Below are 22,964 nucleotides of genomic sequence, written 5' to 3'. Positions count from 1 at the left end.
ATCCATCGGGCTGAGCCGCTCAGCAATATCAACGAGAATGTCCAGCGGCAGATCAAGGATACTCAGAGGAGGAAACGCTCTTGAGGCTCAGAGCGCGTCTGCTCCACTATAGATCAGGGTGATTCACCGGGTCCTTCAACGCCAGCCGCCGGTTCCGATGAGAGAATTGTCCCTGATATCACGCTCGATGGAGTTAAATGCCGAGATGGGCGCCTTGCCACGCTCCTCAATGCCCCTCATGATTCACCGCCAATAGCTACCAACTGAATGAATCATCGTGATTGTGGCGCAGCGGAATCCTCAAGGATCGGGCAGTTCGTAGGGGGCGCCGGTTTGACCAGGTTGAGCCCGCGAATTGCTCGATCAGACAAGATCCTAATTCTCGACCATGCGGTGAGGCTCGAACGAGATCCTCGGGACGCACTCCAAGGTTTCGATCATGTTCGGCACACAAGGAAAGGGCGGCATTGCTGCCGCCCTGTCCGCTGTAAGTTGATAGGGGCTGGATTAAAAATCCATACCGCCCATCCCGCCCATGCCGCCCATACCGCCGCCGCCCATGCCGCCAGGCATGCCGCCGCCAGCTGACTCCTTCTTCGGAGCCTCCGCGATCATGGCTTCGGTGGTGACGAGCAGGCCGGCGACCGAGGCCGCGTCCTGGAGGGCAGTGCGAACGACCTTGACCGGATCGACGATACCCATGGCGATCATGTCGCCATATTCGCCGGTCTGGGCGTTGTAGCCGTAGGTCGCGCCCTTGTTGTCGAGGATCTTGCCGGCAACGATCGAAGCTTCCGCACCTGCGTTCGAAGCGATCTGACGGGCCGGAGCCTGCAGTGCACGACGAACGATGTTGATGCCGGCAGCCTGGTCGGCATTGACGCCGGTGACCTTGATGTTGGCCGAAGCGCGCAGGAGAGCGACGCCGCCGCCTGCAACGATGCCTTCTTCCACGGCCGCGCGGGTCGCGTTGAGGGCGTCATCGACGCGGTCCTTCTTTTCCTTGACTTCGACTTCCGTCGCGCCGCCGACGCGGATCACCGCGACGCCGCCCGCGAGCTTCGCCAGACGTTCCTGCAGCTTCTCCTTGTCGTAGTCCGACGTGGTCTCTTCGATCTGCTGCTTGATCTGGGCAACGCGGCCCTGGATCTCGTCCTTCTTGCCGGCGCCGTCGACAATGGTGGTGTTCTCCTTGGAGATCGACACCTTCTTGGCGCGGCCGAGCATGTTGAGGCCGACATTCTCGAGCTTGATGCCGAGGTCTTCCGAAATGACCTGGCCACCGGTGAGGATGGCGATGTCTTCCAGCATGGCCTTGCGGCGATCACCGAAGCCCGGCGCCTTGACGGCGGCGATCTTCAGGCCACCGCGCAGCTTGTTGACGACCAGCGTGGCCAGAGCCTCGCCTTCGACGTCTTCCGAGATGATGAGCAGCGGCTTGGAGGTCTGCACGACGGCTTCGAGAACCGGCAGCATGGCCTGGAGGTTGGACAGCTTCTTCTCGTGCAGGAGGATGTAGACGTCCTCGAGCTCGGCAACCATCTTGTCGGCGTTGGTGACGAAGTAGGGCGAGAGATAGCCGCGGTCGAACTGCATGCCTTCGACGACTTCCAGCTCGGTCTCGGCGGTCTTGGCTTCTTCAACCGTGATGACGCCTTCATTGCCGACCTTCTGCATCGCTTCGGCGATCATCTTGCCGACCGACTCGTCGCCATTGCCGGCGATCGTGCCGACCTGGGCAACTTCCTCGGAGGTCTTGATCTTCTTGGCAGCGTTGCCGAGAGCCGCGACCACTTCGGTCACGGCCAGGTCGATGCCGCGCTTCAGGTCCATCGGGTTCATGCCGGCGGCAACGGCCTTGTTACCTTCCTGGACGATCGACTGCGCCAGGACGGTCGCGGTCGTGGTGCCATCACCGGCGATGTCGTTGGTCTTCGAAGCAACTTCGCGGATCATCTGCGCGCCCATGTTTTCGAACTTGTCGGAAAGTTCGATTTCCTTGGCGACGGTGACGCCGTCCTTGGTGATGCGCGGTGCGCCGAACGACTTGTCGATGACGACGTTGCGGCCCTTGGGGCCGAGGGTCACCTTCACCGCGTCGGCGAGGATGTTGATGCCGTGAAGCATGCGCTCGCGCGCGTCGCGGGAGAATTTTACGTCTTTGGCAGCCATTTTTTAGCTCCTGGCAGGGGCTTGCGATCAAGCCCGAAATTCAGTTGACGGTGAGGCCGATAATCAGCCGATGATGCCCATAATGTCGGATTCCTTCATGATCAGAAGGTCTTCGCCATTGAGCTTGACTTCGGTGCCCGACCACTTGCCGAACAGGATGCGGTCGCCGGCCTTGACGTCCAGCGGGACCAGCTTGCCGGCTTCGTCGCGAGCGCCGGAGCCGACGGCGATGATCTCGCCTTCCTGCGGCTTTTCCTTCGCCGTATCCGGGATGATGATCCCGCCGGCGGTCTTGGATTCGGATTCGACCCGGCGTACGACCACGCGGTCATGCAGCGGCCGGAAATTCGACTTTGCCATTTTTGGATTTCCTTGGTGCGGATGTTGAACGGTGCTCCGTTGCCGGAGCATGCCTAGCACTCAGCCGAAGCGAGTGCTAACGCGGCAATGAGATAAGCCGCAGGCTCCTGCTAGTCAAGACGGAAGAGCAAAGAGCAAAGAGAAAAGAGAAGACAGCAAAGAGCAGCCAGCAAAGAGCGTGTAAGCATCGAGCCTTTTATGTGAACAATGTCGGGTATCCGACATATATGGGGCGGCTCACCCTCTGTAATTGAGCTTTATTCAGATGGTACGATTGGTGCAACGGGTGTTGCATTTGAACTCATCCAGAGGCTCGCACGGGTCGTGCTGCGTCAGCTTGGTCATGTCGAGCTTCAGAAGGCCATTTTTTGGCATTGGTTCTGTTGCTCCTATTGCCATTCATGACCAATCCTGCGCGCGTGAGCCGGCCGGCTAGATTCCAACCACGAGAGCGCCGCCGCTGAGACCCGCACCCGCCGCCGCCAGAAGGATTTTCTCTCCTGGCTGGAATGGCTTCATCTGGTTGGCGAGCGAGAGCGACAGCGGGACCGTCGCGGCCGAAGAGTTGCCGTATTCGGCAATCGTCTTGACAATTGCTTGGTCCGCAATGCCGAGGTTTCTTCCGACCGCGCCGAAAATCCGAGTATTGGCCTGATGCGGCACAAACCGGCCGACATTGTGTGGCCGCACTCCCGCAGTGGCTAGCGCGGCTGTCGAGCAATCGGTCATCATCTCGACGGCCTTTGCGAACACTTGGGGCCCGTCGGTCATCGTCATCCGGGTCTGCCCGAGGTCGAGGTCGCCATGGAACGGCGTGTTGCTTCCTCCTGCGGGAATCTGGATCAGCCCGTAGCGCGAGCCGTCCGAAGCCACCGAGGCACCGAGAATGCCCCGATCAGCATCATCGCACTGACCGATCACCAGGGCGCCGGCGGCATCGGCGAACAAGACTGAGCTCGCGCGCTCGGCTGGATTGATGCGGCGGCTGAGGATGTTGGCGGCGATGACCAGCGCTGGTTTGCCATGCAGGCGGGTGAACCCGTCCGCAAACATGAGCGCATAGATGAAGCCGGCGCTGGCGCCGGTAAGAGCGACCGCGCCTGCGCGGCCAAGGCCAAGCTTGTGTGCGACCAGCGGCGCGCTTGGCGGCAGAAGATGGTCGGGCGTCGAGGTGGCAAGCAACAGCAGACCGATGTCGTGGCGCGCAATACCGGCGTTCACCAGCGCCATGTCGCCAGCCCGGGTGGCAAGACCCGACAGCGTGTCTTCGTCCGTTGCCCAGAAGCGCGAACGGATTCCGGTACGCCTTTCGATCCAGCCCGGCTCGAGGCCGAGATTGCTCTCGATCTCGGCATTGGCCACCTTGCGCCCAGGCACGTGATGGCCAAGTCCGAGAATGCGCGACGACTTGCTCATGGCCTTGACCCGAAGCGTTCCCCGGCCTCCTCGATGGCGTCATATAGTCGTTCGAGCTCGTCGCCTGCGATGCAATAGGGTGGCAGAAGGTAGAGGACATTGCCGAGCGGGCGCACAAGTAGGCCGCGCTCGAGGAAGAAAGCGCGCAGCTTCGGACCAATCTCGGCGAGATAACCTGCTGAACCGGTTCGCAGGTCGAGCGCCGCGATCGTTCCCGTGGCTCGACAGTCGGCAAAATATGGATTGTCCCGAAAGCGTTGCAGCCCGACGGCCTGCATCACGCTCAAGGCCGTGATCCGCCCGGCCACTGGCTCGTCGCGCCAGATCTCGACATTGGCGAGTGCTGCCGCACAGGCAATCGGATTGGCGGTGTAGGAGCTCGAATGGAAAAACGTCTTCTTCCGGTCCTCGGAATAGTGCGCCCGGAAGATGGCATCGGTGACAAGCGTTACGGCCAGCGGGATGGTGCCGCCGGTCAAGCCTTTGGAGGTGCACAGGATATCTGGAGAAATCGATGCCTGCTCGCAGGCGAACATGGTTCCGGTGCGTCCCCAGCCGGTCATCACCTCGTCGGCGATCAGCAGCGAGCCGGAGGCCTCAGTGATCTTCTTCAATTCGGCCAGAACCGATGCTGGATACATCAGCATGCCGCCGGCGCCCAGCACCAGCGGCTCGACGATCAAGGCTGCGGCTCGTCGATCGCGGGTCACAGCCTCGAAACGATCCAGCGTCTCCTGCTCGTGCCCCGCGGCCGGAAAGGGGATGATGTCGACCTCGAACAGCAAGGGTTCATAGGCGGCGTTGAACACGCCACGCGCACCGACGCTCATCGTTCCAATCGTGTCACCATGATAGCTGTGCTCCATGACGACGATGCGCGAGCGCGGCGCGCCGATGTTGCGGAAATAACCGAGCGCCATCTTCAGCGCGACTTCGACTGAGGTCGAGCCACTGTCGGAATAGAACACCCAGTCGAGTCCAGCGGGAGCGAGGCCGACAAGCGCCTTGGCCAAGCGCTCTGCCGGCTCGTGCGTGAAGCCCGCAAAGATAATCTGGTCGAGGCTCGACGCGGTTGTCTCGATTGCCTTCATGATGCGGGGATGGCGGTGGCCATGTGTGACGACCCACCAGGAGGAGATGGCGTCCAGGATGCGGGCGCCGTCGGCCCTGTGGAGATAGGCGCCCTCAGTCAGGACGATTTCTGGGATCGCATTCTCGAGTGCGTGCTGGGTGAAGGGATGCCACACATGAGACTGCGACATCAGTCACCTCCAGTAATCGAGGCGAAGGCGAAGCCGGCAACCATTGCGTCCCTCAGTGTTTTCCCCGTCAGCACATCGAGGTGCGGCAGCCTGCCGAGCTGCGGGGCACCGCTGAATTCCACGATGGTCCGTTGCGTATCGGCCATCTCATCGCCGATGAAAGCGATGCCCGCCAACGGGATGGAGCGGGCGCGGAGCGCCTCGACCGATAGCAAGGTGTGGTTGATGGTGCCGAGTGTGGTGCGGGCGCACAGAATAACGGGCAGCCGCCATTCAGCGAAGATGTCGATTAACCTTGTGCGCCGGTTGAGCGGCACCATTAGGCCGCCGGAGCCTTCGATGACGAGCGGCGTCGGTAGGACGGGAAAAGCAAGATCGGCAGCCTTGATCGCCACGCCGTCGATCTCGGCCGAACGATGCGGCGACAGCGGGCTCCGCAAGCGGTAGGCTTCCGGCAGCACGCGCTCTGAGGGCAAGCCGGCAAGCCGCGCGACAACCTCGCTGTCGGTCTCGCCGTCGAGGCCCGATTGCACCGGTTTCCAGTAAAAGCCGTCCAGCAAACCGGCGAGCCCAGCCGCAAACACGGTCTTGCCAACTCCGGTATCCGTTCCGGTGATGACGATGCGTTGGGTCATATCGCCTCCGGTGATGTTTCGGCCAACACCTCGACCAGCGCCTCGACCATGGCGGAAATGTCGGCTTCGCCAATATTGAGCGTCAGTGAGATGCGCAGCCGCGACGTGCCCTCGGGCACGGTCGGAGGACGAACGCCGCGTATGTCGAAGCCGCGGGCCTGCAGGCGCGCCGCCACTGCCATGGTGCGCCTGACATCGCCGATTACTAAGGGCTGGATCTGAGAGCCACTTGGTGTCACACCCCAGCGATTGACCAACCGGCCGGCGCTGGCGACGCGTTCATGCAGCTGAACACGCCGCATAGGCTCGTCGGCGAGCATTGCGAGTGCCTCGCGCGCCACGACCGCCATCAGTGGCGATGGCGCGGTTGCGTAGATGAATGGCCGGCAACGGTTGATCAGATATTCGCACAGTGCCCTCGGCCCGGTGACGAGCCCACCAGATGCGCCGAGCGCCTTGCCGCAGGTGTGGAGCGCTATGATGTTGTCGCGGCCCTCGAAAGCGGCGGCAAGCCCCCGGCCATCCGGTCCCCAGACGCCGGTGGCATGCGCCTCATCAATGACGATGAATGCGCCGTGCCGATCGGCAAGTGCGACCAGGCTCTCCAAAGGCGCGCAGTCGCCATCCATGCTGTAAAGGCTTTCCACCGCGATCCAGACGCATCCCATGCCGCCTGCGACGCGCCAACGTGTAATCGCATCCTCGACAGCGGTGGCGTCGTTGTGCGCGGCCAGCACGAACTGTGCGCGCCCGGCCTGCGCACCCTCATGCATGCTGGCATGGGCGAGCTCATCGACAACCAAAAGATCGCCCTTCTGCGGCAGGGCGCTCAGCAGAGCGAAGTTGGCGATGTAGCCGCTGCCGAAGAACAGCGCGCGGTCGGCTCCAAAGAATGCCGCCGCGTCTGCCTCGAGCTGCTCGTGTTCCGGTGCATTGCCGCGCAACAGCCGCGACCCGGTGGCGCCAACCGGCGTGCCCCGCGCAATCGCCGCCACAACCGCATCGCCAAGTCTTCTGGACGCGGCCAGCCCGAGATAGTCGTTCGACGAGAAGTCCAGCCCGGCGCGGGGCGAAAGCGTCCGCAGCCGGTCCTTGCGCGCTAGCCCCTGCAAGGTCGCATCATAACGGGCAAGCGGCGCCCCGTTCATTGCGCCTCGAGTTCCATCGGATCGATGCCAAGGCGCCGGAACAGCAAGGTGTCCTTGTCCTCACCGGGATTGTCCGCCGTCAGCAGCGTGTCGCCGAAGAAGATCGAGTTGGCGCCGGCAAAAAAGCACAGCGCCTGCATCTCGTCAGTCATCGCGGTGCGGCCGGCGGACAGACGGACATGCGATTTCGGCATCATGATGCGCGCCAGCGCGATCACGCGCACGAATTCGATCGGCTCAATGGGCTTGGCGTCTGCAAGCGGCGTACCGGCGATCGGGATCAGCATGTTGATCGGAACGCTTTGCGGATGTTCCGGCAGATTGGCCAGCGTCACCAGCATGTCGATCCGGTCCACCGGCTCCTCGCCCATGCCGACAATGCCTCCACAGCAGACCTTGATGCCGGATTTGCGAACGTGGTCAAGCGTCTCGAGCCGCTCGGCAAAGCTCCGCGTACCGATGATCTCGCTATAGTAGCGTTCTGACGTATCGATGTTGTGGTTGTAGTAGTCGAGGCCCGCCTGCTTCAGTCGAGCGGCTTGCTCAAGATCGAGCATGCCGAGTGTCATGCAGGTCTCCAGGCCCAGCGCCTTGACGCCTTCGACCATCGCCACCACCGCATCCATGTCGCGCGCCTTGGGGTTTCGCCAGGCCGCGCCCATGCAATAACGGGTGGCGCCGGCATCACGCGCCTTGGTCGCTTCGGCGATGACGCGCCTGACATCCATCAGCTTGGACGCCTCCAACCCGGTTTCGTGACGCGCCGACTGGCTGCAATAGCCACAATCCTCCGGGCATCCTCCGGTCTTGATGCTGAGCAGCCGGCTGAGCTGGACCTTGTTTGGATCGAAATTCTGGCGGTGCACCGTTTGCGCCAGGAAGAGGAGATTGTTGAAGGGGGCATGGTAAAGTGCCTGAGCCTTCTCCAAGGTCCACGCTCCAGGGTCAGGGGGGTCAAGAGATTTGGCCTGTGGCGGTGTCTGCGTTGAACTTGCCGTTTGCATCTCCATGCTGTTCCTCCGGTCTGTCTTGCGGGTCTTTGCTATCTGACTATGATGATCGGAAAGGACAGTTGACCCAATCCTGTTCGTTACTCAGACAATCATGAGCCCCGATGGTCGAGGCCGATATCCAGGATCGGCGCGCTGTGGATGAGTCGGCCGACCGAAATCAGATCAACGCCGGTCGCGGCAACCGCTCGCGCTGTATGCGACGTGATCCCGCCAGAAGCCTCGGTGATAGCGCGGCCACCGACCATTGCGACGGCGCGGCGAAGATCGGGGAGGGACATGTTGTCGAGCAGAACCGCATCGGGAGCGAAGCCAAGTACCTCCTCCAACTGGGCCAGAGTATCGACCTCGACTTCGATCTTGACGAGATGACCGGCCGCTCTTCGTGCTCGCTCGAGCGCTGGCCGGACGCCGCCTGCGATGGCGATGTGGTTGTCCTTGATCAAAATTGCATCGTCCAGGCCGAAGCGGTGATTGGACCCGCCACCTGCGCGCACGGCATACTTTTCGACTGCCCGCAATCCGGGCGTCGTCTTGCGGGTGCAGACGATCTTCGCGCCATATCCACGAACCGCAGCGACGATCGATGCCGTTGCTGTGGCGATGCCGCTCAGATGGCACAAAAAATTGAGTGCCGTCCTTTCGGCTGTGAGAATGGCCCGGGCCGGGCCAACCACTGATGCAATGACCTCTCCATCCACGACATTGCAGCCGTCTGCCCGCTCCACGGAGATTTCGACACCAGGATCAATCAAGCCGAAAGCGAGCATCGCCAGATCGATGCCGGCGACAACTCCGGACTGTCGCGCCACCAACACGGTTCCCGCTTGGCATTCCTTCGGGACGATGGCGTCCGTGGTCAAGTCGCCGGCTCTGCCAAGGTCTTCAAGAAGAGATGCCCGTACAAGCGGCTCAAGCAGGACCGTGGGGAGCGGTGAGAGCATCATCCCTTTGCACCTTCGGAGCTTGGCGAGTGTCCGAGTTCCCGCGCAGCCGCCAAGGCGGCTTCGAGCGTGATTTCGGACCGTCGGGCGGCAGTCTCATGATGAGGAAAATCTGTCCGGTAATGAGCGCCGCGGCTTTCTTCGCGCAACAAGGCGGCAACAGCAATCATTAGCCCGACAGCCGCCGGATCCGAGACCGCATCCTTGCTTTCGGCGAGCGGCAATAAGGCACGCGCGGCTGCTTTCAACGCTTGACCATCCCGGACGATGCCGAGTGCGCGCGACAGAAAAACGCGCACGGCTATCGGAGCGGGCGGTGGGTAAACGTTCGCAAACGCAGGCCTTGTTCTGCGCGCAGGCGTTCCGGCGACGCTTTCAGCGACCCAGCGGGCGCACACGATTGCCTCCGTCAAGGAATTGCTGGCGAGCCTGTTGGCGCCATGCAGTCCTGTCGAAGCGACTTCGCCGCAGGCCCACAGCCCCTTGACGGAGGTCCTGCCCGAGCTGTCCACGGCAACGCCACCCATGTGGTAGTGTTGGGCCGGACGAATGGGGATGAGATCGCGCGCGGGATTGATGCCCGCTCCAAGGCAGGCTGATGCGATTGTCGGGAAATGTCGAGCGAATGCCAGGCCTGGCCGTTGTCGGGCATCGAGAAAAACATGGTGGCCGTCCGCAAGATGGTTCCACACGGCGCGGGCCAAGACATCGCGAGGCGCAAGTTCCGCCCCGGGCACGCTCTGGAGAAAAGCCTGGCCGGTTTCATCGATCAGGGCAGCACCTTCGCCTCGCACAGCCTCGCTGACCAGCGCCATAGGGCGTTCTGGGCCGTCAAGCGCGGTCGGGTGGAACTGAATGAATTCGAGGTCGGCTAGGACAGCTCCAGCGCGGGCCGCAAGCGCAAGGCCTTGTCCGCAACTGCCCCAAGGGTTCGTGGTGTCGAGAAACAGTCCCCCGATGCCACCGGTGGCGAGAACCACCCGCCGTGAGCCGAAGAAGAAAGGTGCGATCGAACAGCTCGCCCAGACGCCTCGGATCGCATTCTCTCGCACTGCGAGCCGGCGCGCTTCCACGCCCTCCACGACAACTATCGACGGAGTGGAACGCACAGCCGCGATCAGCGCACGCATGATCTCACGCCCGGTGCCGTCCCCATGCGCATGAACGATGCGACGTCGGCTGTGTGCGGCCTCCAATCCGAGGCACAGTGATCCTTCCGGCGTGCGGTCAAAGCGAACCCCAAAGCCCGCAAGCCCCTCTATGGCCTTGGGCGCGGCTTGGAGGATGCGGCTCGCCACGTCTCTGTCGCAGAGACCATCCCCGGCGGCAACCGTATCGGCCAGGTGCATTGCCGGATCGTCGTCTTCGCCGAAACTTGCAGCCAGGCCCCCCTGGGCCCAGGTGCTCGAGTTGTCAGCTCCCAGCAGCGACCTTGACAGAAGAAGCACCGGCTCCGGCGACAGTTGAAGCGCGGTCATCAGTCCGGCGATGCCGCCGCCGATGATGATGGGCCGCCCGAAGAAGCTGCGGAGGTCGGCGCTCAAACTGCCAGCATCCGTTCGACCGCTAGCCGCGCGCGCCCGGCGATCCCGGGTTCGACGGTTACGACATGGTGGTTCTGCTCGAGCGCCGTGCGGATGTTGGCAAGCGTGATCCGCTTCATATGCGGGCACAAATTGCAGGGCCGGATGAACTCGACCTCTGGGTGCGCTAACGCGACGTTGTCGCTCATTGAGCATTCCGTCATCAGCACGACACGTGGCGGCCTTTGCCTTTCGACATAGTCGGACATGGCAGCCGTCGAGCCGGAAAAATCTGCTTCAGCCACGACGTCGGGCGGGCATTCGGGATGGGCGAGCACGACCACGCCGGGATGGCTTTCGCGCAACTCGCGGATGTCGGCCGGTGTAAAGCGCTCATGCACCTCGCAACGCCCTTTCCAGGCGATGATCTGCACATCTGTCTGAGCGGCGATATTCTGGGCCAGATATTCGTCCGGCAACATGATCACCCGGAGAACCCCAAGGGATTCGACGACCGCCTTGGCGTTGCCGGATGTACAGCAGATATCCGACTCGGCCTTCACTTCGGCGGACGTATTTACATAAGTGATGATCGGAACGCCGGGATAACGCTGGCGCATCAAGCGCACGTCTTCTGCCGTGATTGAGTCCGCCAACGAGCAACCGGCGCTGAGATCCGGAATGAGCACGGTCTTGCCCGGATTGAGGAGCTTGGCCGTTTCGGCCATGAAATGGACGCCGGCCAGCACGATGACTTGCGCCTCGACCGTCGCAGCCGTGCGGGCTAGTGCCAAGCTGTCGCCGACGATGTCGGCCACGCAGTGGAAGATCTCGGGCGTCTGATAATTGTGCGCCAGGATGATCGCGTTGCGCTCGCGCTTCAGCGCAAGGATCGCCTCGATATCCTCGGCGAAAGCCGGCCATTCACTCGGCGGGATCACTCGTCGGACGCGCTCGTAGAGCAACGCGGCCGTAGGCAGCATGGCGCCCATCGACCCCCTCCCGCTTATACTCTAACTGAAAATAACCAGCATATACTTGCTGTGAGTATAAGGGATGTCAACCCCGCGCCAGCGGCAATTTTGTCCCGGCGATGAGCCTATCGTCGAGAACGGCGTGGCGGAAACGGAAAAGCTTCGCTGGCCGGCCGCCGGTCTCAGTGGTGGCCTCTCCGGTCTCCTCGACCAGCTCCTGCTGTTCGATCAGTCGGCGAAAGTTCGGCTTGTGGATGAGCCTGCCGGCGAGCGCCTCCACGGTTCGCTGCAGCTGCAAAAGCGTGAAGACCGGCGGCATCAGCTCAAAGACGACTGGGCGGTATTTGATCTTGGAGCGCAGCCGCGCAATGCCGGTCGCCACGATGCGGCGATGATCGGCGACCATGGACTTGCTGGGCACCAGCGGCGGGGGTCCTGCGTCCCGCCCTCTTACGGCCTCTTGGACCAGGCCTGCTTCGTAGACTAACTCATAGCGTTGAAGCGTGAGTTCCTCGTTCCAAAGGCGGTCGTCGAAGCCAAAGGCTATCGTCGCCCGCTGCCAGCGTTCACGTCGCGTGGCCGAATCGCCAACCCCGTTTGCCCATTCGATCAGGCGCGGCCGCAGAACGTCCAGCACGACCGCAGGCGTGCCGGAGCGGTGGTCCTCCCATGGAAAATATTCATACCAACTCTGCCATCCGCACTTGGGCGAGCCCGCTGCCTGTTCCTTGCGCGTCAATGCCAGATAGCTGATGGAGATGACGCGCTGCTGGCGCTCGGCGCCGATGCGATCCCGATCCGCGAACGTGTAGAGTTGCTCAATGTACCCCAGCCGATGGCCGGTTTGCTGCTCGACCCACCCCCTCAAGCCGGATTGCAGCGATCGGTGCTCAAGCGCAAAGGGACCGGAGGGCAAGGTGTCCGCCTGGCCGATGGTGAGGACACAGGGTTGACTGCCGTTTACGGCGACCACAAAGGCGATCAAGTCCACTTTGACGTTGTCGGCCTTGCCGGCGGCTCTGTCTTTCCTGAGTCCTATTGCCTGATCGTCCATTATTTGGCCAACTCGGGGGCACCTTAATCGATTTAGTGTAAGCGTGCCAATTGGCACGTCAACACCCCGCAGCTGCATGGCCATTTTTTTGCTCTTCGCACCTGCACAAAAATGTGCCAAAGGCGACAGCCGCAGCTGGTAACGTAGGGGAAGGAGGGTCCCATGAGCGCTTATGGTGACACCAGGGCGATCACACCGCCGGATATTCGTTCGCGCAAAGGTGGGACGCCGCTCGTCTGCCTTACCGCCTACACCACCCCAGTCGCCCGGCTTGTCGATCCCCATTGTGATGTGGTGCTCGTCGGCGACAGCGTCGGCATGGTTCTCCACGGCCTGCCCTCGACGCTCGGCGTCACGCTGGAGATGATGATCACGCACGGCCAGGCGGTGCGCCGTGGCATCAAGCAGGCGCTGATGGTGGTCGACCTGCCGTTCGGTTCCTACGAGGAAAGCCCAGAGCAGGCTTTCCGCAATGCCGCGCGCGTCATGGCCGAGACCGGCTGCACGGCCGTCAAGCTCGAAGGCGGCGAAGCGATGGCAGAGACGATCGGCTTCCTCGCCGCACGCGGCGTGCCCGTCATGGCCCATGTCGGATTGACGCCGCAGGCCATCAACACCATCGGTGGCTACCGCGTACAGGGCAGGGGCGGGGATGCCGAGCGCATCAGGCGCGACGCAATTGCGGTGGGCGAAGCGGGCGCCTTTGCGGTCGTCCTGGAGAAGGTTCCTGAGGCGCTCGCCCGCCGGATCACCAAGGAGGTGGCGACCCCGACCATTGGCATCGGTGCCTCGGCAGCCTGTGACGGCCAGATTCTCGTCGTCGACGACATGCTGGGCCTCTTCGGCGACTTCCGGCCCAAGTTCGTCAAGCGCTATGCTGAACTCCGGGAGGCGGCTGCGGCTGCGATCGCTTCCTATGCGCGCGAGGTGAAGGAGCGCCAGTTTCCCGCCGCAGAGCACGTGTTTGCCGATGCGCCCAAGCCCGCCGACACGGACGCCACCAAGAGCGGAGAAGCAGCGTGAGCGTGCCGATCGTCAGGAGCGTTGACCAGCTTCGCGAAAGCGTCGCCGCATGGCGCTGCGAAGGTGTGAGGATAGCCCTGGTGCCAACGATGGGCGTCCTGCATGAGGGCCATCTCAGCCTGGTGCGCGCTGCACTCGAGAAGGCAGACCGTGTGATAGTGACGCTCTTCGTCAACCCGAAGCAATTCAACAGCCAGGCCGATCTTGCCGCGTATCCCCGCACCGAGGACGAGGATGCCGCCAAACTGGCACCGGTTGGCGCGCACCTGCTTTATGCGCCAGATGCAGAGGAGATGTATCCGGCGGGCTTCGCCACCACCGTTTCGGTTTGCGGTGTCAGCGAAGGCCTGTGCGGTACATTCCGGCCGGGGCATTTCGACGGCGTGGCGACCGTCGTCGCCAAGCTCTTCCTGCAGACCAGCGCTGACTTCGGCTTCTTTGGCGAAAAGGACTTTCAGCAAATTCACCTGGTCAGGCGCATGGCCCGGGATCTGGATATTCCAATCACCATTGTTGCCTGTCCGACAGTCCGCGAAGCCGACGGTCTTGCGCTATCATCGCGCAATGTGCGGCTCTCGCCAGCGGAACGCGCTGTTGCTCCCAAGCTATCATCGGTCCTGCTCAAGACGGCTGAGCGGCTTGAGCGCGGCTCACCCATCCTGCCAACGCTTGCAGAATCTCGCGCAGCAATTCTGGCTGCAGGCTATCGCGAGGTCGAATACCTGGAACTTCGCGATGAGGCAGATCTGCACCCGATAACAAGCCTCGATCGACCGGCACGGTTGCTTGCCGCCGCCTGGCTCGGCGGCACACGGCTCATAGACAACGTCAGACTATTTCGGATTGGTTCAACAGATTAGCCACGTTCTCGGCACGCGCCGTATTCGTCCGGGATCATCTAAAACAAGGTCTCTGCCTGGCATTGAGCGTTACGGAGGTTACGCACAGGACACATGCATCGCGTGTTTGAGAACTTCGTCGAGCAACTGTCTGCAAGTGTTGATGCTGCCGATCTCGGTGAGGCAATGGCCTCCGCTGCAGCCGGCTTCGACTTCCCGCTATTCGCCTATTTCACCTACCCGTCAGCCTCCGGCGACGCCCCCCAATTGATTCAAACTATCCTTCATCCTGGACGTCACGTTATCTGCAACAGCGGTACCACAGTCTCGATCCGGTCATCCTGCGCGGGCTGCAAGGCTGGGATACATTCGATTGGGGTGTGGATCGCGCTCGGCACGGTCTGCCGAATTCGCAGCAACAAATTCTAGAGAGTGCGGCTGAGTTTGGCATCTGCGGCGGCCTGACGATGTCCATGCATGATCATCTCGGCCGGTTTGCTGCCCTGACCTTTGCTTCCGACGAGTCCCGTCCGCCTCTGTTGCGGTCACTGGCACGTTACGAAAAAGCATTGCAGCTGGTGGCCATCAACTTTCATATCCATGTCCGGCGAAGGCTCGCCGATCACCGCGTGGTGGATGGTGTAACGCTCACCCCGCGGGAGTTCGAGTGTCTGAAATGGGCGGCGCGCGGCAAGTCGGCTTGGGATACTAGCCAGCTTCTCGGCGTCTCAAAGCGCACCGTGACCTTTCATCTGGAAAACGCCAAGGCAAAGTTTGGCGTTCGAACGATCAACCAAGCCGTTGCACGAATGGCTGCCTCCGGCCTGACGAGATCCTGATTCTCAGCCACGATACCTGTAAACCTCTACAGGCTGCATCGCTGTCAGCTTTGCCCTTCGATGGCGGGAACACATCCCACATGGAGGCGACCATGATGCAACTGATAGCACCAGACTTTTACAGTGATTTTGCAGGCGAGCTCAAAGAGATGCACGGGCTCAGGTTTCGGGTGTTCAAGGAAAGGCTCGATTGGGAAGTTGATACCGAAGACCAGATGGAATCCGATCCGTTTGATGCTCTCAAGCCTGTCTATCTGCTCCTCAAAGGATCCGACTGGCGAATTCGCGGTTGCGTGCGTCTTTTGCCCAGCACCGGACCCACAATGTTGCGCGACACCTTCCCGGTGCTGCTGGGTGCTGACGTCGTGCCCTCGACCACCGACATATGGGAGAGCAGTCGTTTCGCGCTCGATCTTCCTCCGTCGGCGCCCAAGGCAGCGGGCGGGCTGGCCCAGGCGACCTACGAGCTCTTCGCGGGCATGATCGAGTTCGGCTTGGCCAAGGATCTGACCCGGATCGTAACGGTGACGGACACGCGCATGGAGCGGATCCTCCGCCTTGCTACGTGGCCATTGTCGCGCATCGGAGAACCCAAGTGCGTCGGCAAAACGGAGGCGGTGGCTGGGTTTCTCGAGATTTCCCACGCGAGCCTTTTGCGCATCCGCAGCAGGGGACGTCTGAGCGGACCGGTACTGTGGCAACCGGTTCTAGGCCCGTCAGCATAGCGCCATTGTGGACACCTGTGCCATGAAGGATGCTGGTTTGTCCAAGGAAGCGACGGTCGGCCTTGTATGCTGGCCGGACTGGCGTCGCCAGGACGCTTACCACTACGCCAGACGATTGCCACGCACTGGCTGGGCCTGGGAGTTTCTTCGGCGCAATCCACAATTCCAGCGCGACCACGCCAAAATGGCACCGTCCGCCTGCTTTGTCGGAACCCAGGCCGACATGAAGATAATCGAGTTGACGACAGAATCAGCTTTCCTAAGACAATGGAGCCTCCTTTTTCGCGGACGCGCCACAGTCGGACGCTACATCGGCGAGGGTCTTTTGGGATCCGCGCGATTGCGCCTGTATTCTACGAGCGGCCGCGGAGCCGCTGGGGCTCGACCACGATTTTGAACCGCTTCACCTTTCTTCGCTCTCATGCTGCAAGGACATCCTGCTGACAGCTGCGGGCATGCAGCACGTGCTGCTGAGGGAGAACTGCCGGAGTCTGCAGATCGCCGTTTCCGGTGCGTCCGTCCTCCGCCCGTTGCGGCTATATGTCGACGCGATCCTTCAGCCGCAGCACCTCAAGTTCCATGTCGCTGCCCTTCAGTTCCTGAACGACATCAATGATTGCCGCCGCGTGTCAGCTGCTTGCTTTCCGCCGGAACACCGCGGAGCGCGTCTGCGTATTGTACTGCAGGCTTTGGATGGCTCGCTGGCGGGAGCATCTCATCAGGAGGTCGCCATTGCCTTGTTCGGGAGACGCCGTGTCGAAGAAGATTGGCGTCATCCAGGCGGCCATCTTCGCGATCAGGTACGTCGCGCCATCCAACGCGGCCGCTACCTGATGGGCGGCGGCTACAGACAGTTCCTGAGGTAATTGGAGTGGTTGCGATTGTCTTATACGAACGCGCAACCTCCATTTTCTCACTGCAATGGTGCGTTGCACAAAACGTGGCAAGCGCCTAGTTCTTCCGCGGCGAATCGGGTTTCGGCGAAACACCGGGACCCAACTTCGTCGATAAGTGCATTCATGACCTGAGGACCCCGATGACCGTTATGAACTCCGACAAAGCCGGCGCTGCAAGCCTTGAGACAATCGCGCGAAACGGCAGCATGCTGCGTCGCATAGCCGTACGCATTCCGACCTACCTGTCGGATATTCGCGAGAACCCGGCGTGGCTGCCCATGTTCATGTTGGCGCGCACCATGCCGGCACGGAGAATGCACTGGCGTGGTGCAAAGCCGGTCCGAAGGCCGCAAAGAGCCCAGGACACGATGTTTGCCGGTGTCAATTGCCACGACGTTGTCGACGCGCTGCGGATGGATGGGCTTTTTCCCGGCCTTGTCCTGCCTGCAATGGTGGCTGAAGATGTAGCCGCATTCGCCAGGTGCACACCTTGTTTCGGCAATTTCGATCGCCGACTCGAGTTCATGCCGGCGGAGCATGCGGAGGCTGAGGCGCGATTTGGCCGTCCGTTGCTCAGCGGCCATTATTTCGAGCGCATTCTGGGCTGTAAGTCGGCCGTTGCCATCCAAAACGATCCGCTGCTCATGGATATCGCGGCGCACTATCTCGGCGGCCAGGCGACGCTGATCACGACGCGCGTCTGGTGGAGCTTCCCGACCGGCCAGGCGTCGGACGCGGACAAGAACCTGGCTTCGCTCGGCAAATACCACTTCGACCTGGACGACTGGCGGATGCTGAAGTTCTTTTTCTATCTGGTGCCCGTCGACGAGGGGACCGGCCCGCATATCTATGTTCGCGGCAGCCATGATCGCCGCGCCCTCAAGCACCAATTTACGCTTGTCGTCGGCCATCCAGCGCAAGAGGTTCTGGACGTCTACGGCAAGCAGAGTCCGGTCACGCTGACCGGCAAGGCCGGTTTCGGTTTCGTCGAGGATCCGTTCGGGTTCCATATGGGCACCGTGCCGTCGCACAGGCCACGGCTGATGATGGAAGTTGGCTTCGGCGTTTCTCCTCCATCGCGCCGCCGCTTCCATGGCGAGCCTGTGATCCGCTGATTTCGAAAAGTCCCGAAACAGCCTTCCCGTTGTGAGGGAAGATAAGGCTATGCCGCCAATCGATCTGTTCCGGGCCAAAAGCGGTTGTCTGCACATGCCCTGAACTTGGCTGGTGCAATGAGTCTCGCCATTGCTCCAGCCAGCGCATCAGTGCCTGTTTAATCGAGGTTAGATGGCAGTGCGCCCAAGAGATCCTCCTCGATATCGCCTGCCGCGCGAAGCCTCAGATGCTCTTCGAAACCTCCTTTACGGACCAAGTCGTCTCGGGTCTCCTTTGAGTGGCCGGAAGGTGGTGCACAGCCGTATCGTGCTTCGGGATCCTGAACGAAGGCGAGGGGCGGTTTGTTCCTCGCGCGGCGCATGCAGCGGTGCCGGCATGACAGCTTCGTCTTGGATCCCGATGCTCGGCAACGTCGGCGGTGAAGGCTCTGTCTAGGCGGCTTACGTGACTCCAATGCAGGAGATCGACCATCTCCTGTTCGAGCACATTCGTTGGCGATCACCGTCGCGGCGCTACGGACGCCGCGGCGCCTGCGATCAATGCAGTTTGCCGACTAGCCGAGCGTATTCGGCTTCGGCCCTGCCATATGACCCATCTGCCAGCGCAATTAGACGCGCGCGATCAAGAATGACTACCTCTCCTCGCATTGAGCGTATCAGACCTTGGCCCTCCAAGGTTTGCAGCGCTATGGTGACGCCGGGCCGCCTGACACCGAGCATAACTGATAAGAACTCGTGCGTAATCGCAAAGCTGTTCCCGTCGACGCGATCATCACACATCACCAGCCATCTTGAGAGCCTGTCGACTATGTTCATCCGGGCATTGCTGAGCGCGGTGAAGCTTGCCTGGAGGTGAAAGTAGTGAACGTAGCGGAGCAGAAAGGTTCGCAAGGTTGGGCTTGTCAGAAGCGCCTTGGTGAAGAGGCCCGCGTCGATAACAAAGGCTCGGGCTTCTAATTGGACGTAACAATCGTGCGTTGACCGGTCATCGCCCATGATAAGCGCTGAGCCGGTCATGCCCTCACAACCAATGATTCCGATCTCAGCTTCGATACCAGGCCGCAGCTCGCCCACCACTGACCCGAGACCGCTCTCGAAGAAGTACACGGTGCTGATTGGTGACCCCGCCACTTCGAGATGCGTCTTCAGCCCAAGGGAGACGCTTTCGAAATGAGGTTGCAGCAATGCCAAATCTGCCGAGCACATTCGAAGCAGCAGCGAATTGCGATAGATCGAATTTTGGCCGGTGTCGCGTTGCGCGGCAGTGTGAGTTTGTGAACTGGAGTCTGTCATAGCTCCCTCTCCCTATTGGGGCGGAAGCATGTTGATCGCTCACAGCCGACGGACGCCCTTAGAGTTGCCGTCGATGGCACACTGTATGCCTGCCGACCGCGGATGTCCCATTTTTTAATCAATTACGTTAAGGCCCGAGCCAAGCTTTGGCGCACCCGCTCTAACGCGGCATTCAGATGCTCCAGAAATTCGTCATCGCTTTTGGTCGCCAAGCCGACTTGTCGAGCGCGAGTTACAATGCGCTCCTGGAGTGAAACCGCTGTCTCATAGTGGTCCACGATCATCTGAAATGAAGCGCTCATTGGGGCGGATTCAAAGAGCTGTGCCATTCTGGCAATGTAGTTCCAAGATGATGAGAGTCCATGCGGCCGCCGCTTGGGTAACAATCGTACAATATACCTAAGACTGGCCGCGCTCTTTGGTTATCCTCCCAGAAATCCGTAGCCTCGCGAGGCGCAGCTTCTCTTCGCCCTCCGACCTCGTGACCGGCGGACCAGTCCCGGCTTCAGCCATTCGGCCTTGTTCTTCTTATGCTCCTTCGGGACCGCCGACCTCGCCCTGCACACGATTCCACAGCGTTTGCCTCTTGTAGGCCTTGAAGGCTACTATCGGCCGCCCTTGTAGGGCCGCTTTCAGCCATGATCACCTCGGGGCGCTGAACGAAGCGCGTGCTTGTCGACTCTGTCGGTCGTCGCAGACGCTTACGGAGGCCTCACCGCAGAGGGCGATGCGAACTCCGGCTCGACGACGGCTGTCAAATCAGACTGCTGTGGATGCACTACCACCGATCGGTACTAGGATTCTCGACCTCGGTAATAAGCTGGTCTGTACAGCTAGCGACTTTCCTGCCTAGCAATATCAAAAGTCAAACCCCGCCGAAGATGCATATGCCTGGCAGCACGCGTCGGTCTTTGGCCACGCATCTGCCAAACCGAAATCAAGTAGCCCGCCATCGCGCGACCCTCAACGCGATCTTGATCATTGCAGTGGGGCAATAACTTATCTCTTTGGAGCTTGGTGGTGATATATAGGCGCCCAAGCCAGCGCTAATATTGCATGGAGCTAAAATGCCCGCTAAGATTTCTTGGGTGTTAGCTGGCGGGTGTTTGATGCGGTTTCATCGTCTAGGCGCGGTCGCTCTGGGTCTGGCGTCCTTCATCAGCAGCGCTCATGGCCAAGAATCCTGCGACCCTAACTACACAGGCGCCTGTGTTCCAATCGCCAGCGATGTCGACTGTTCCTCCGGAAAGGGCAATGGTCCCGCATACGTACACGGGCCGGTCTCTGTCGTAGGCACCGATATCTATGATCTTGACCGAGACGGCGACGGAATAGGTTGCGAAAACGGCTAGAGGAGGCAAGTCGCCCTCCAACTTCATGACGGCACCAGCCCATCCGCTGTTTATGGTAACGGTCACCTCCGAGTTGAGGGTGAGCAACGTTCCCAGCCATTTGCATCAAATATCAGGACCTCCTAAATGCGACTTATGGCGACTCTGCGGTACGACGGTCGAACACCGTCCACGTCTCATCCGTCTCCTGCCATACGTTTGTCAGTTGGTAGCTGATTGTAGAATGTGCCAGTAACTGGGGATGCTCATTGCGTTCCACGTGCGCGAGCCCTGATGCGCGTCAGTTATTTTTACTCTCCGGTCACGATTGAGACCACTGGCCCGGGCGATGTTCCCCGAGAAGAACAAAGCGGTAGATGGCGCCGGCATGGTCCCACCAATGCTCTCCCCTTGTGAACGGCATCCAAACTTTTCGGCGGGCTTGAATAGCGGCCACCTTTGGCGGCTGTCGAGGGCTGATGATAGATTCCATTCCAGCTCTTTCTAATGTGTCGTCCGAACAGCGAACGAAAGTAGAACATATAATTCAAGCGCGAATTGACTGTGAGAGGGATGAGCTGCAATTTGGGTCAGGCCTGACGCTGGTGGAAGACGAAATTGCGGTGGCGACTGGAAGCTCAGCGATGCACCAAATGAAACTGGGCAGCTGGTGCTGTCCGCTGCGGCGCTATGACGTCAGACGATGGTATCTGCCGAATGACCTGGGGAATCTTCGGGGACGTCGAGGCCGACGTGGTCGGAAGCAAACTGAGTTGCAGGCGATGCGGCAGGAACGACCATATGCAAGCTGAGATGCCTGTCGCCGTCTCCGCGTTCCAGGCCGACGTTCTCTGCATTCGGAGGCCTGGTGAGCGATACGGGTGCGCCTGAGTGTCAATGGCGCATTTAGCAACGGCCTGGTACACGATTCACCGCGGTGCGAGCTGATCGAAACTGGCTTGGTCGATTGCATCGTAATAGCGCCGCCCACGAGGAAAGATTTTTCTATCGTTTGCGGTTGGGGTCGCATGACGCGATTGTCGGACGCAACAAGCGTAGGCAGAGGCTGTCCACACTGTACTCCCTAATGCCAATCCATACCTAACGAGACCGCCATGCCGTCAACTCCAGATTTCACCGACGATTTTCGCTCCGAGCTGATCACGCTGCTGCGCTGGCGCAGGGATGTGCGGCGCTTCGAGCCGACGGCTCTGCCAGAGGGTACGCTGGAACGCCTGCTCGAGCTCGCCAGCATTGCGCCCTCCGTTGGCCTCAGCCAGCCCTGGCGCTTCGTAGTCGTCGAGAGCCTCAAGCGGCGCACTGCCGTGAGAGACTGCTTCGAGCGCTGCAATGCTGAGGCGCTCACGCGCTTTTCGGGAGAGCGCGCCGCACTCTATGCCCGGCTGAAGCTTGCCGGGCTCGACGAGGCGCCCTGTCAATTCGCGGTCTTCGCCGACCGCACGACCCGACAAGGCCATGGGCTCGGTCGCATGACCATGGCGGCGACCATCGACTATTCGGCCGTCATGGCAGTGCACACACTGTGGGTGGCGGCGCGGGCGGAGGGCATCGGCATGGGCTGGGTGTCGATCCTCGATGCGACCGAGATGGCCGAAATTCTCGACACGCCGCCCGAATGGACGCTGATCGGCTATTTCTGCCTCGGCTATGCCAGCGAGGAGCACGACATGCCGACCTTGGAACGCGAATGCTGGGAACATCGGCGGCCGCCGGTGGTCATCAGGCGGTAGTGGGGCTGCCCATCATTCGCCTCTTCCCTGGCGATGAGCTTGACGCAGATCGGGTCGCCCTTCGCCACATTGCCATTCCGACCGAAGCCGAGGTTCGTGTTCTTGCAAAGGCCAGGAAAGAGCAGCATGACAAGCGCGACCGCAGCGAAGATGGCGCTTGCGACAACCGGGCTGAAGCCGGGCATGGAGGTGGTCGACCTCTGTTGCGGGGCGGCTGTGCCGATCGCCACGATCGCCCGCCTGTCGTCGCACTACGCCGACCAGCTGGAGGCCGCGCACCGCCGGCTGACCGGCGCCGGCGCGACCAATTGCTATTGGTCGCCGGCTACGCGCTATGAACTCGCTACTCTGGTGTCGCGCCCCGTCGGTTTCGTCTTCACGGCCAACGCCTTCGACGGCGTCCCGGACCGACCGCGGCTGGCACGTGCGGTGCGTGAGGCGCTCGCCCCCGGGCGGACATTTTGTTATCGTCAACTGACACTGGCAGCCGCGCGAGACGACGACGGTCCTGAAGCGAACTCTGTCGCCAAGACAGACCATCGCCGATGCCCAAGTCGGCGGCACCATGCTCCTAGATGCCGACTGCCTGACAAGGGGTCGCAGGCCCGTCGTCCGTCCACTGTCCAAGGCCTCCTGGCCTTTCCGAGGCCGTGA

General features: G+C 61.2%; 20 protein-coding genes and 1 pseudogene. 9 read left to right on the top strand and 12 right to left on the bottom strand.

Going from position 1 to position 22,964, the window contains the following annotated elements; genetic code table 11:
• Positions 1–507: 507 nt before the first annotated feature.
• From groL to NKJ57_RS25115, 11 genes are all read right to left on the bottom strand, one after another.
• Positions 508–2,172, bottom strand: a complete 1,665-nt coding sequence (groL, locus tag NKJ57_RS25165; protein WP_286460910.1) for a chaperonin GroEL — start codon at positions 2,170–2,172, stop codon at positions 508–510.
• Positions 2,173–2,235: 63 nt separating this feature from the next.
• Positions 2,236–2,532, bottom strand: coding sequence for a co-chaperone GroES (groES, locus tag NKJ57_RS25160; protein ID WP_019863563.1), 297 nt, complete (start codon positions 2,530–2,532; stop codon positions 2,236–2,238).
• A 432-nt stretch (positions 2,533–2,964) separates the two neighbouring features.
• Entirely contained in the window at positions 2,965–3,948 is a 984-nt protein-coding gene (gene bioZ / locus NKJ57_RS25155) for a 3-oxopimeloyl-[acyl-carrier-protein] synthase BioZ (protein WP_352573781.1), read from the bottom strand.
• Positions 3,945–5,210: an adenosylmethionine--8-amino-7-oxononanoate transaminase gene (locus NKJ57_RS25150; RefSeq protein ID WP_023727896.1), complete on the bottom strand. Its 1,266-nt coding sequence runs from the start codon at positions 5,208–5,210 to the stop codon at positions 3,945–3,947. The genes bioZ and NKJ57_RS25150 overlap by 4 nt, the downstream gene beginning before the upstream one ends.
• Positions 5,210–5,845 carry a dethiobiotin synthase gene (bioD, locus tag NKJ57_RS25145; protein WP_023673640.1) on the bottom strand — a complete coding sequence of 212 codons (636 nt, stop codon included), beginning with the start codon at positions 5,843–5,845 and terminating at the stop codon, positions 5,210–5,212. Before bioD ends, NKJ57_RS25150 begins: the two co-directional genes overlap by 1 nt.
• Entirely contained in the window at positions 5,842–6,993 is a 1,152-nt protein-coding gene (locus NKJ57_RS25140) for an 8-amino-7-oxononanoate synthase (RefSeq protein ID WP_023673639.1), read from the bottom strand. Before NKJ57_RS25140 ends, bioD begins: the two co-directional genes overlap by 4 nt.
• Positions 6,990–8,003 (bottom strand): biotin synthase BioB, encoded by a 1,014-nt coding sequence (gene bioB, locus NKJ57_RS25135; protein WP_031203143.1) that lies wholly within the window; start codon positions 8,001–8,003, stop codon positions 6,990–6,992. Before bioB ends, NKJ57_RS25140 begins: the two co-directional genes overlap by 4 nt.
• Before the next feature lie 92 nt (positions 8,004–8,095).
• Entirely contained in the window at positions 8,096–8,950 is an 855-nt protein-coding gene (gene nadC, locus NKJ57_RS25130; protein ID WP_023713016.1) for a carboxylating nicotinate-nucleotide diphosphorylase, read from the bottom strand.
• On the bottom strand, positions 8,947–10,491 hold the full coding sequence (locus NKJ57_RS25125) for an L-aspartate oxidase (RefSeq protein WP_352512935.1): 1,545 nt from the start codon (positions 10,489–10,491) through the stop codon (positions 8,947–8,949). Before NKJ57_RS25125 ends, nadC begins: the two co-directional genes overlap by 4 nt.
• Positions 10,488–11,462: a quinolinate synthase NadA gene (nadA, locus tag NKJ57_RS25120; protein WP_023689934.1), complete on the bottom strand. Its 975-nt coding sequence runs from the start codon at positions 11,460–11,462 to the stop codon at positions 10,488–10,490. The genes NKJ57_RS25125 and nadA overlap by 4 nt, the downstream gene beginning before the upstream one ends.
• A 67-nt stretch (positions 11,463–11,529) precedes the next feature.
• Entirely contained in the window at positions 11,530–12,498 is a 969-nt protein-coding gene (locus NKJ57_RS25115) for an NUDIX hydrolase (RefSeq protein WP_023673634.1), read from the bottom strand.
• Positions 12,499–12,660: 162 nt separating this feature from the next.
• Between NKJ57_RS25115 and panB the strand changes: the two genes are divergently transcribed.
• The 7 genes and pseudogenes from panB to NKJ57_RS25080 all read left to right on the top strand — a co-directional run bounded on the left by panB (position 12,661) and on the right by NKJ57_RS25080 (position 17,935).
• A complete protein-coding gene (panB, locus tag NKJ57_RS25110) occupies positions 12,661–13,521 on the top strand; it encodes a 3-methyl-2-oxobutanoate hydroxymethyltransferase (protein WP_023707031.1) in 861 nt (286 codons plus the stop codon).
• On the top strand, positions 13,518–14,381 hold the full coding sequence (gene panC / locus NKJ57_RS25105) for a pantoate--beta-alanine ligase (protein ID WP_023740408.1): 864 nt from the start codon (positions 13,518–13,520) through the stop codon (positions 14,379–14,381). Before panB ends, panC begins: the two co-directional genes overlap by 4 nt.
• Positions 14,382–14,474: 93 nt before the next feature.
• Positions 14,475–15,199 (top strand): annotated as a pseudogene (locus NKJ57_RS25100) (LuxR family transcriptional regulator).
• 92 nt (positions 15,200–15,291) lie between these two features.
• A complete protein-coding gene (locus NKJ57_RS25095; RefSeq protein ID WP_023707030.1) occupies positions 15,292–15,924 on the top strand; it encodes an acyl-homoserine-lactone synthase in 633 nt (210 codons plus the stop codon).
• A gap of 22 nt (positions 15,925–15,946) precedes the next feature.
• The gene (locus NKJ57_RS25090; RefSeq protein WP_352498917.1) at positions 15,947–16,321 is read left to right on the top strand and encodes a transcriptional regulator domain-containing protein; all 375 of its coding nucleotides are present in this window, start codon (positions 15,947–15,949) and stop codon (positions 16,319–16,321) included.
• Between the two features lie 58 nt (positions 16,322–16,379).
• Positions 16,380–16,790: a DUF2285 domain-containing protein gene (locus NKJ57_RS25085; RefSeq protein ID WP_023673629.1), complete on the top strand. Its 411-nt coding sequence runs from the start codon at positions 16,380–16,382 to the stop codon at positions 16,788–16,790.
• A 170-nt stretch (positions 16,791–16,960) separates the two neighbouring features.
• Positions 16,961–17,935 carry a hypothetical protein gene (locus NKJ57_RS25080; RefSeq protein ID WP_352512937.1) on the top strand — a complete coding sequence of 325 codons (975 nt, stop codon included), beginning with the start codon at positions 16,961–16,963 and terminating at the stop codon, positions 17,933–17,935.
• Positions 17,936–18,472: 537 nt separating this feature from the next.
• Here the strand turns inward: NKJ57_RS25080 and NKJ57_RS25075 are convergent.
• Positions 18,473–19,228 carry a Crp/Fnr family transcriptional regulator gene (locus tag NKJ57_RS25075; protein WP_023731597.1) on the bottom strand — a complete coding sequence of 252 codons (756 nt, stop codon included), beginning with the start codon at positions 19,226–19,228 and terminating at the stop codon, positions 18,473–18,475.
• A gap of 2,446 nt (positions 19,229–21,674) precedes the next feature.
• Here NKJ57_RS25075 and bluB point away from each other — a divergent pair.
• Together bluB and NKJ57_RS25065 are read left to right on the top strand one after the other, a co-directional pair.
• Positions 21,675–22,310: a 5,6-dimethylbenzimidazole synthase gene (gene bluB, locus NKJ57_RS25070; protein ID WP_352512939.1), complete on the top strand. Its 636-nt coding sequence runs from the start codon at positions 21,675–21,677 to the stop codon at positions 22,308–22,310.
• Positions 22,311–22,436: 126 nt separating this feature from the next.
• The gene (locus tag NKJ57_RS25065; RefSeq protein WP_156940739.1) at positions 22,437–22,964 is read left to right on the top strand and encodes a class I SAM-dependent methyltransferase; all 528 of its coding nucleotides are present in this window, start codon (positions 22,437–22,439) and stop codon (positions 22,962–22,964) included.

This window comes from Mesorhizobium sp. M0077, from assembly GCF_040322955.1.
In the GTDB taxonomy this organism is placed as follows: Bacteria; Pseudomonadota; Alphaproteobacteria; order Rhizobiales; family Rhizobiaceae; genus Mesorhizobium.
This window is presented reverse-complemented; position numbering and strand designations above follow the sequence as displayed.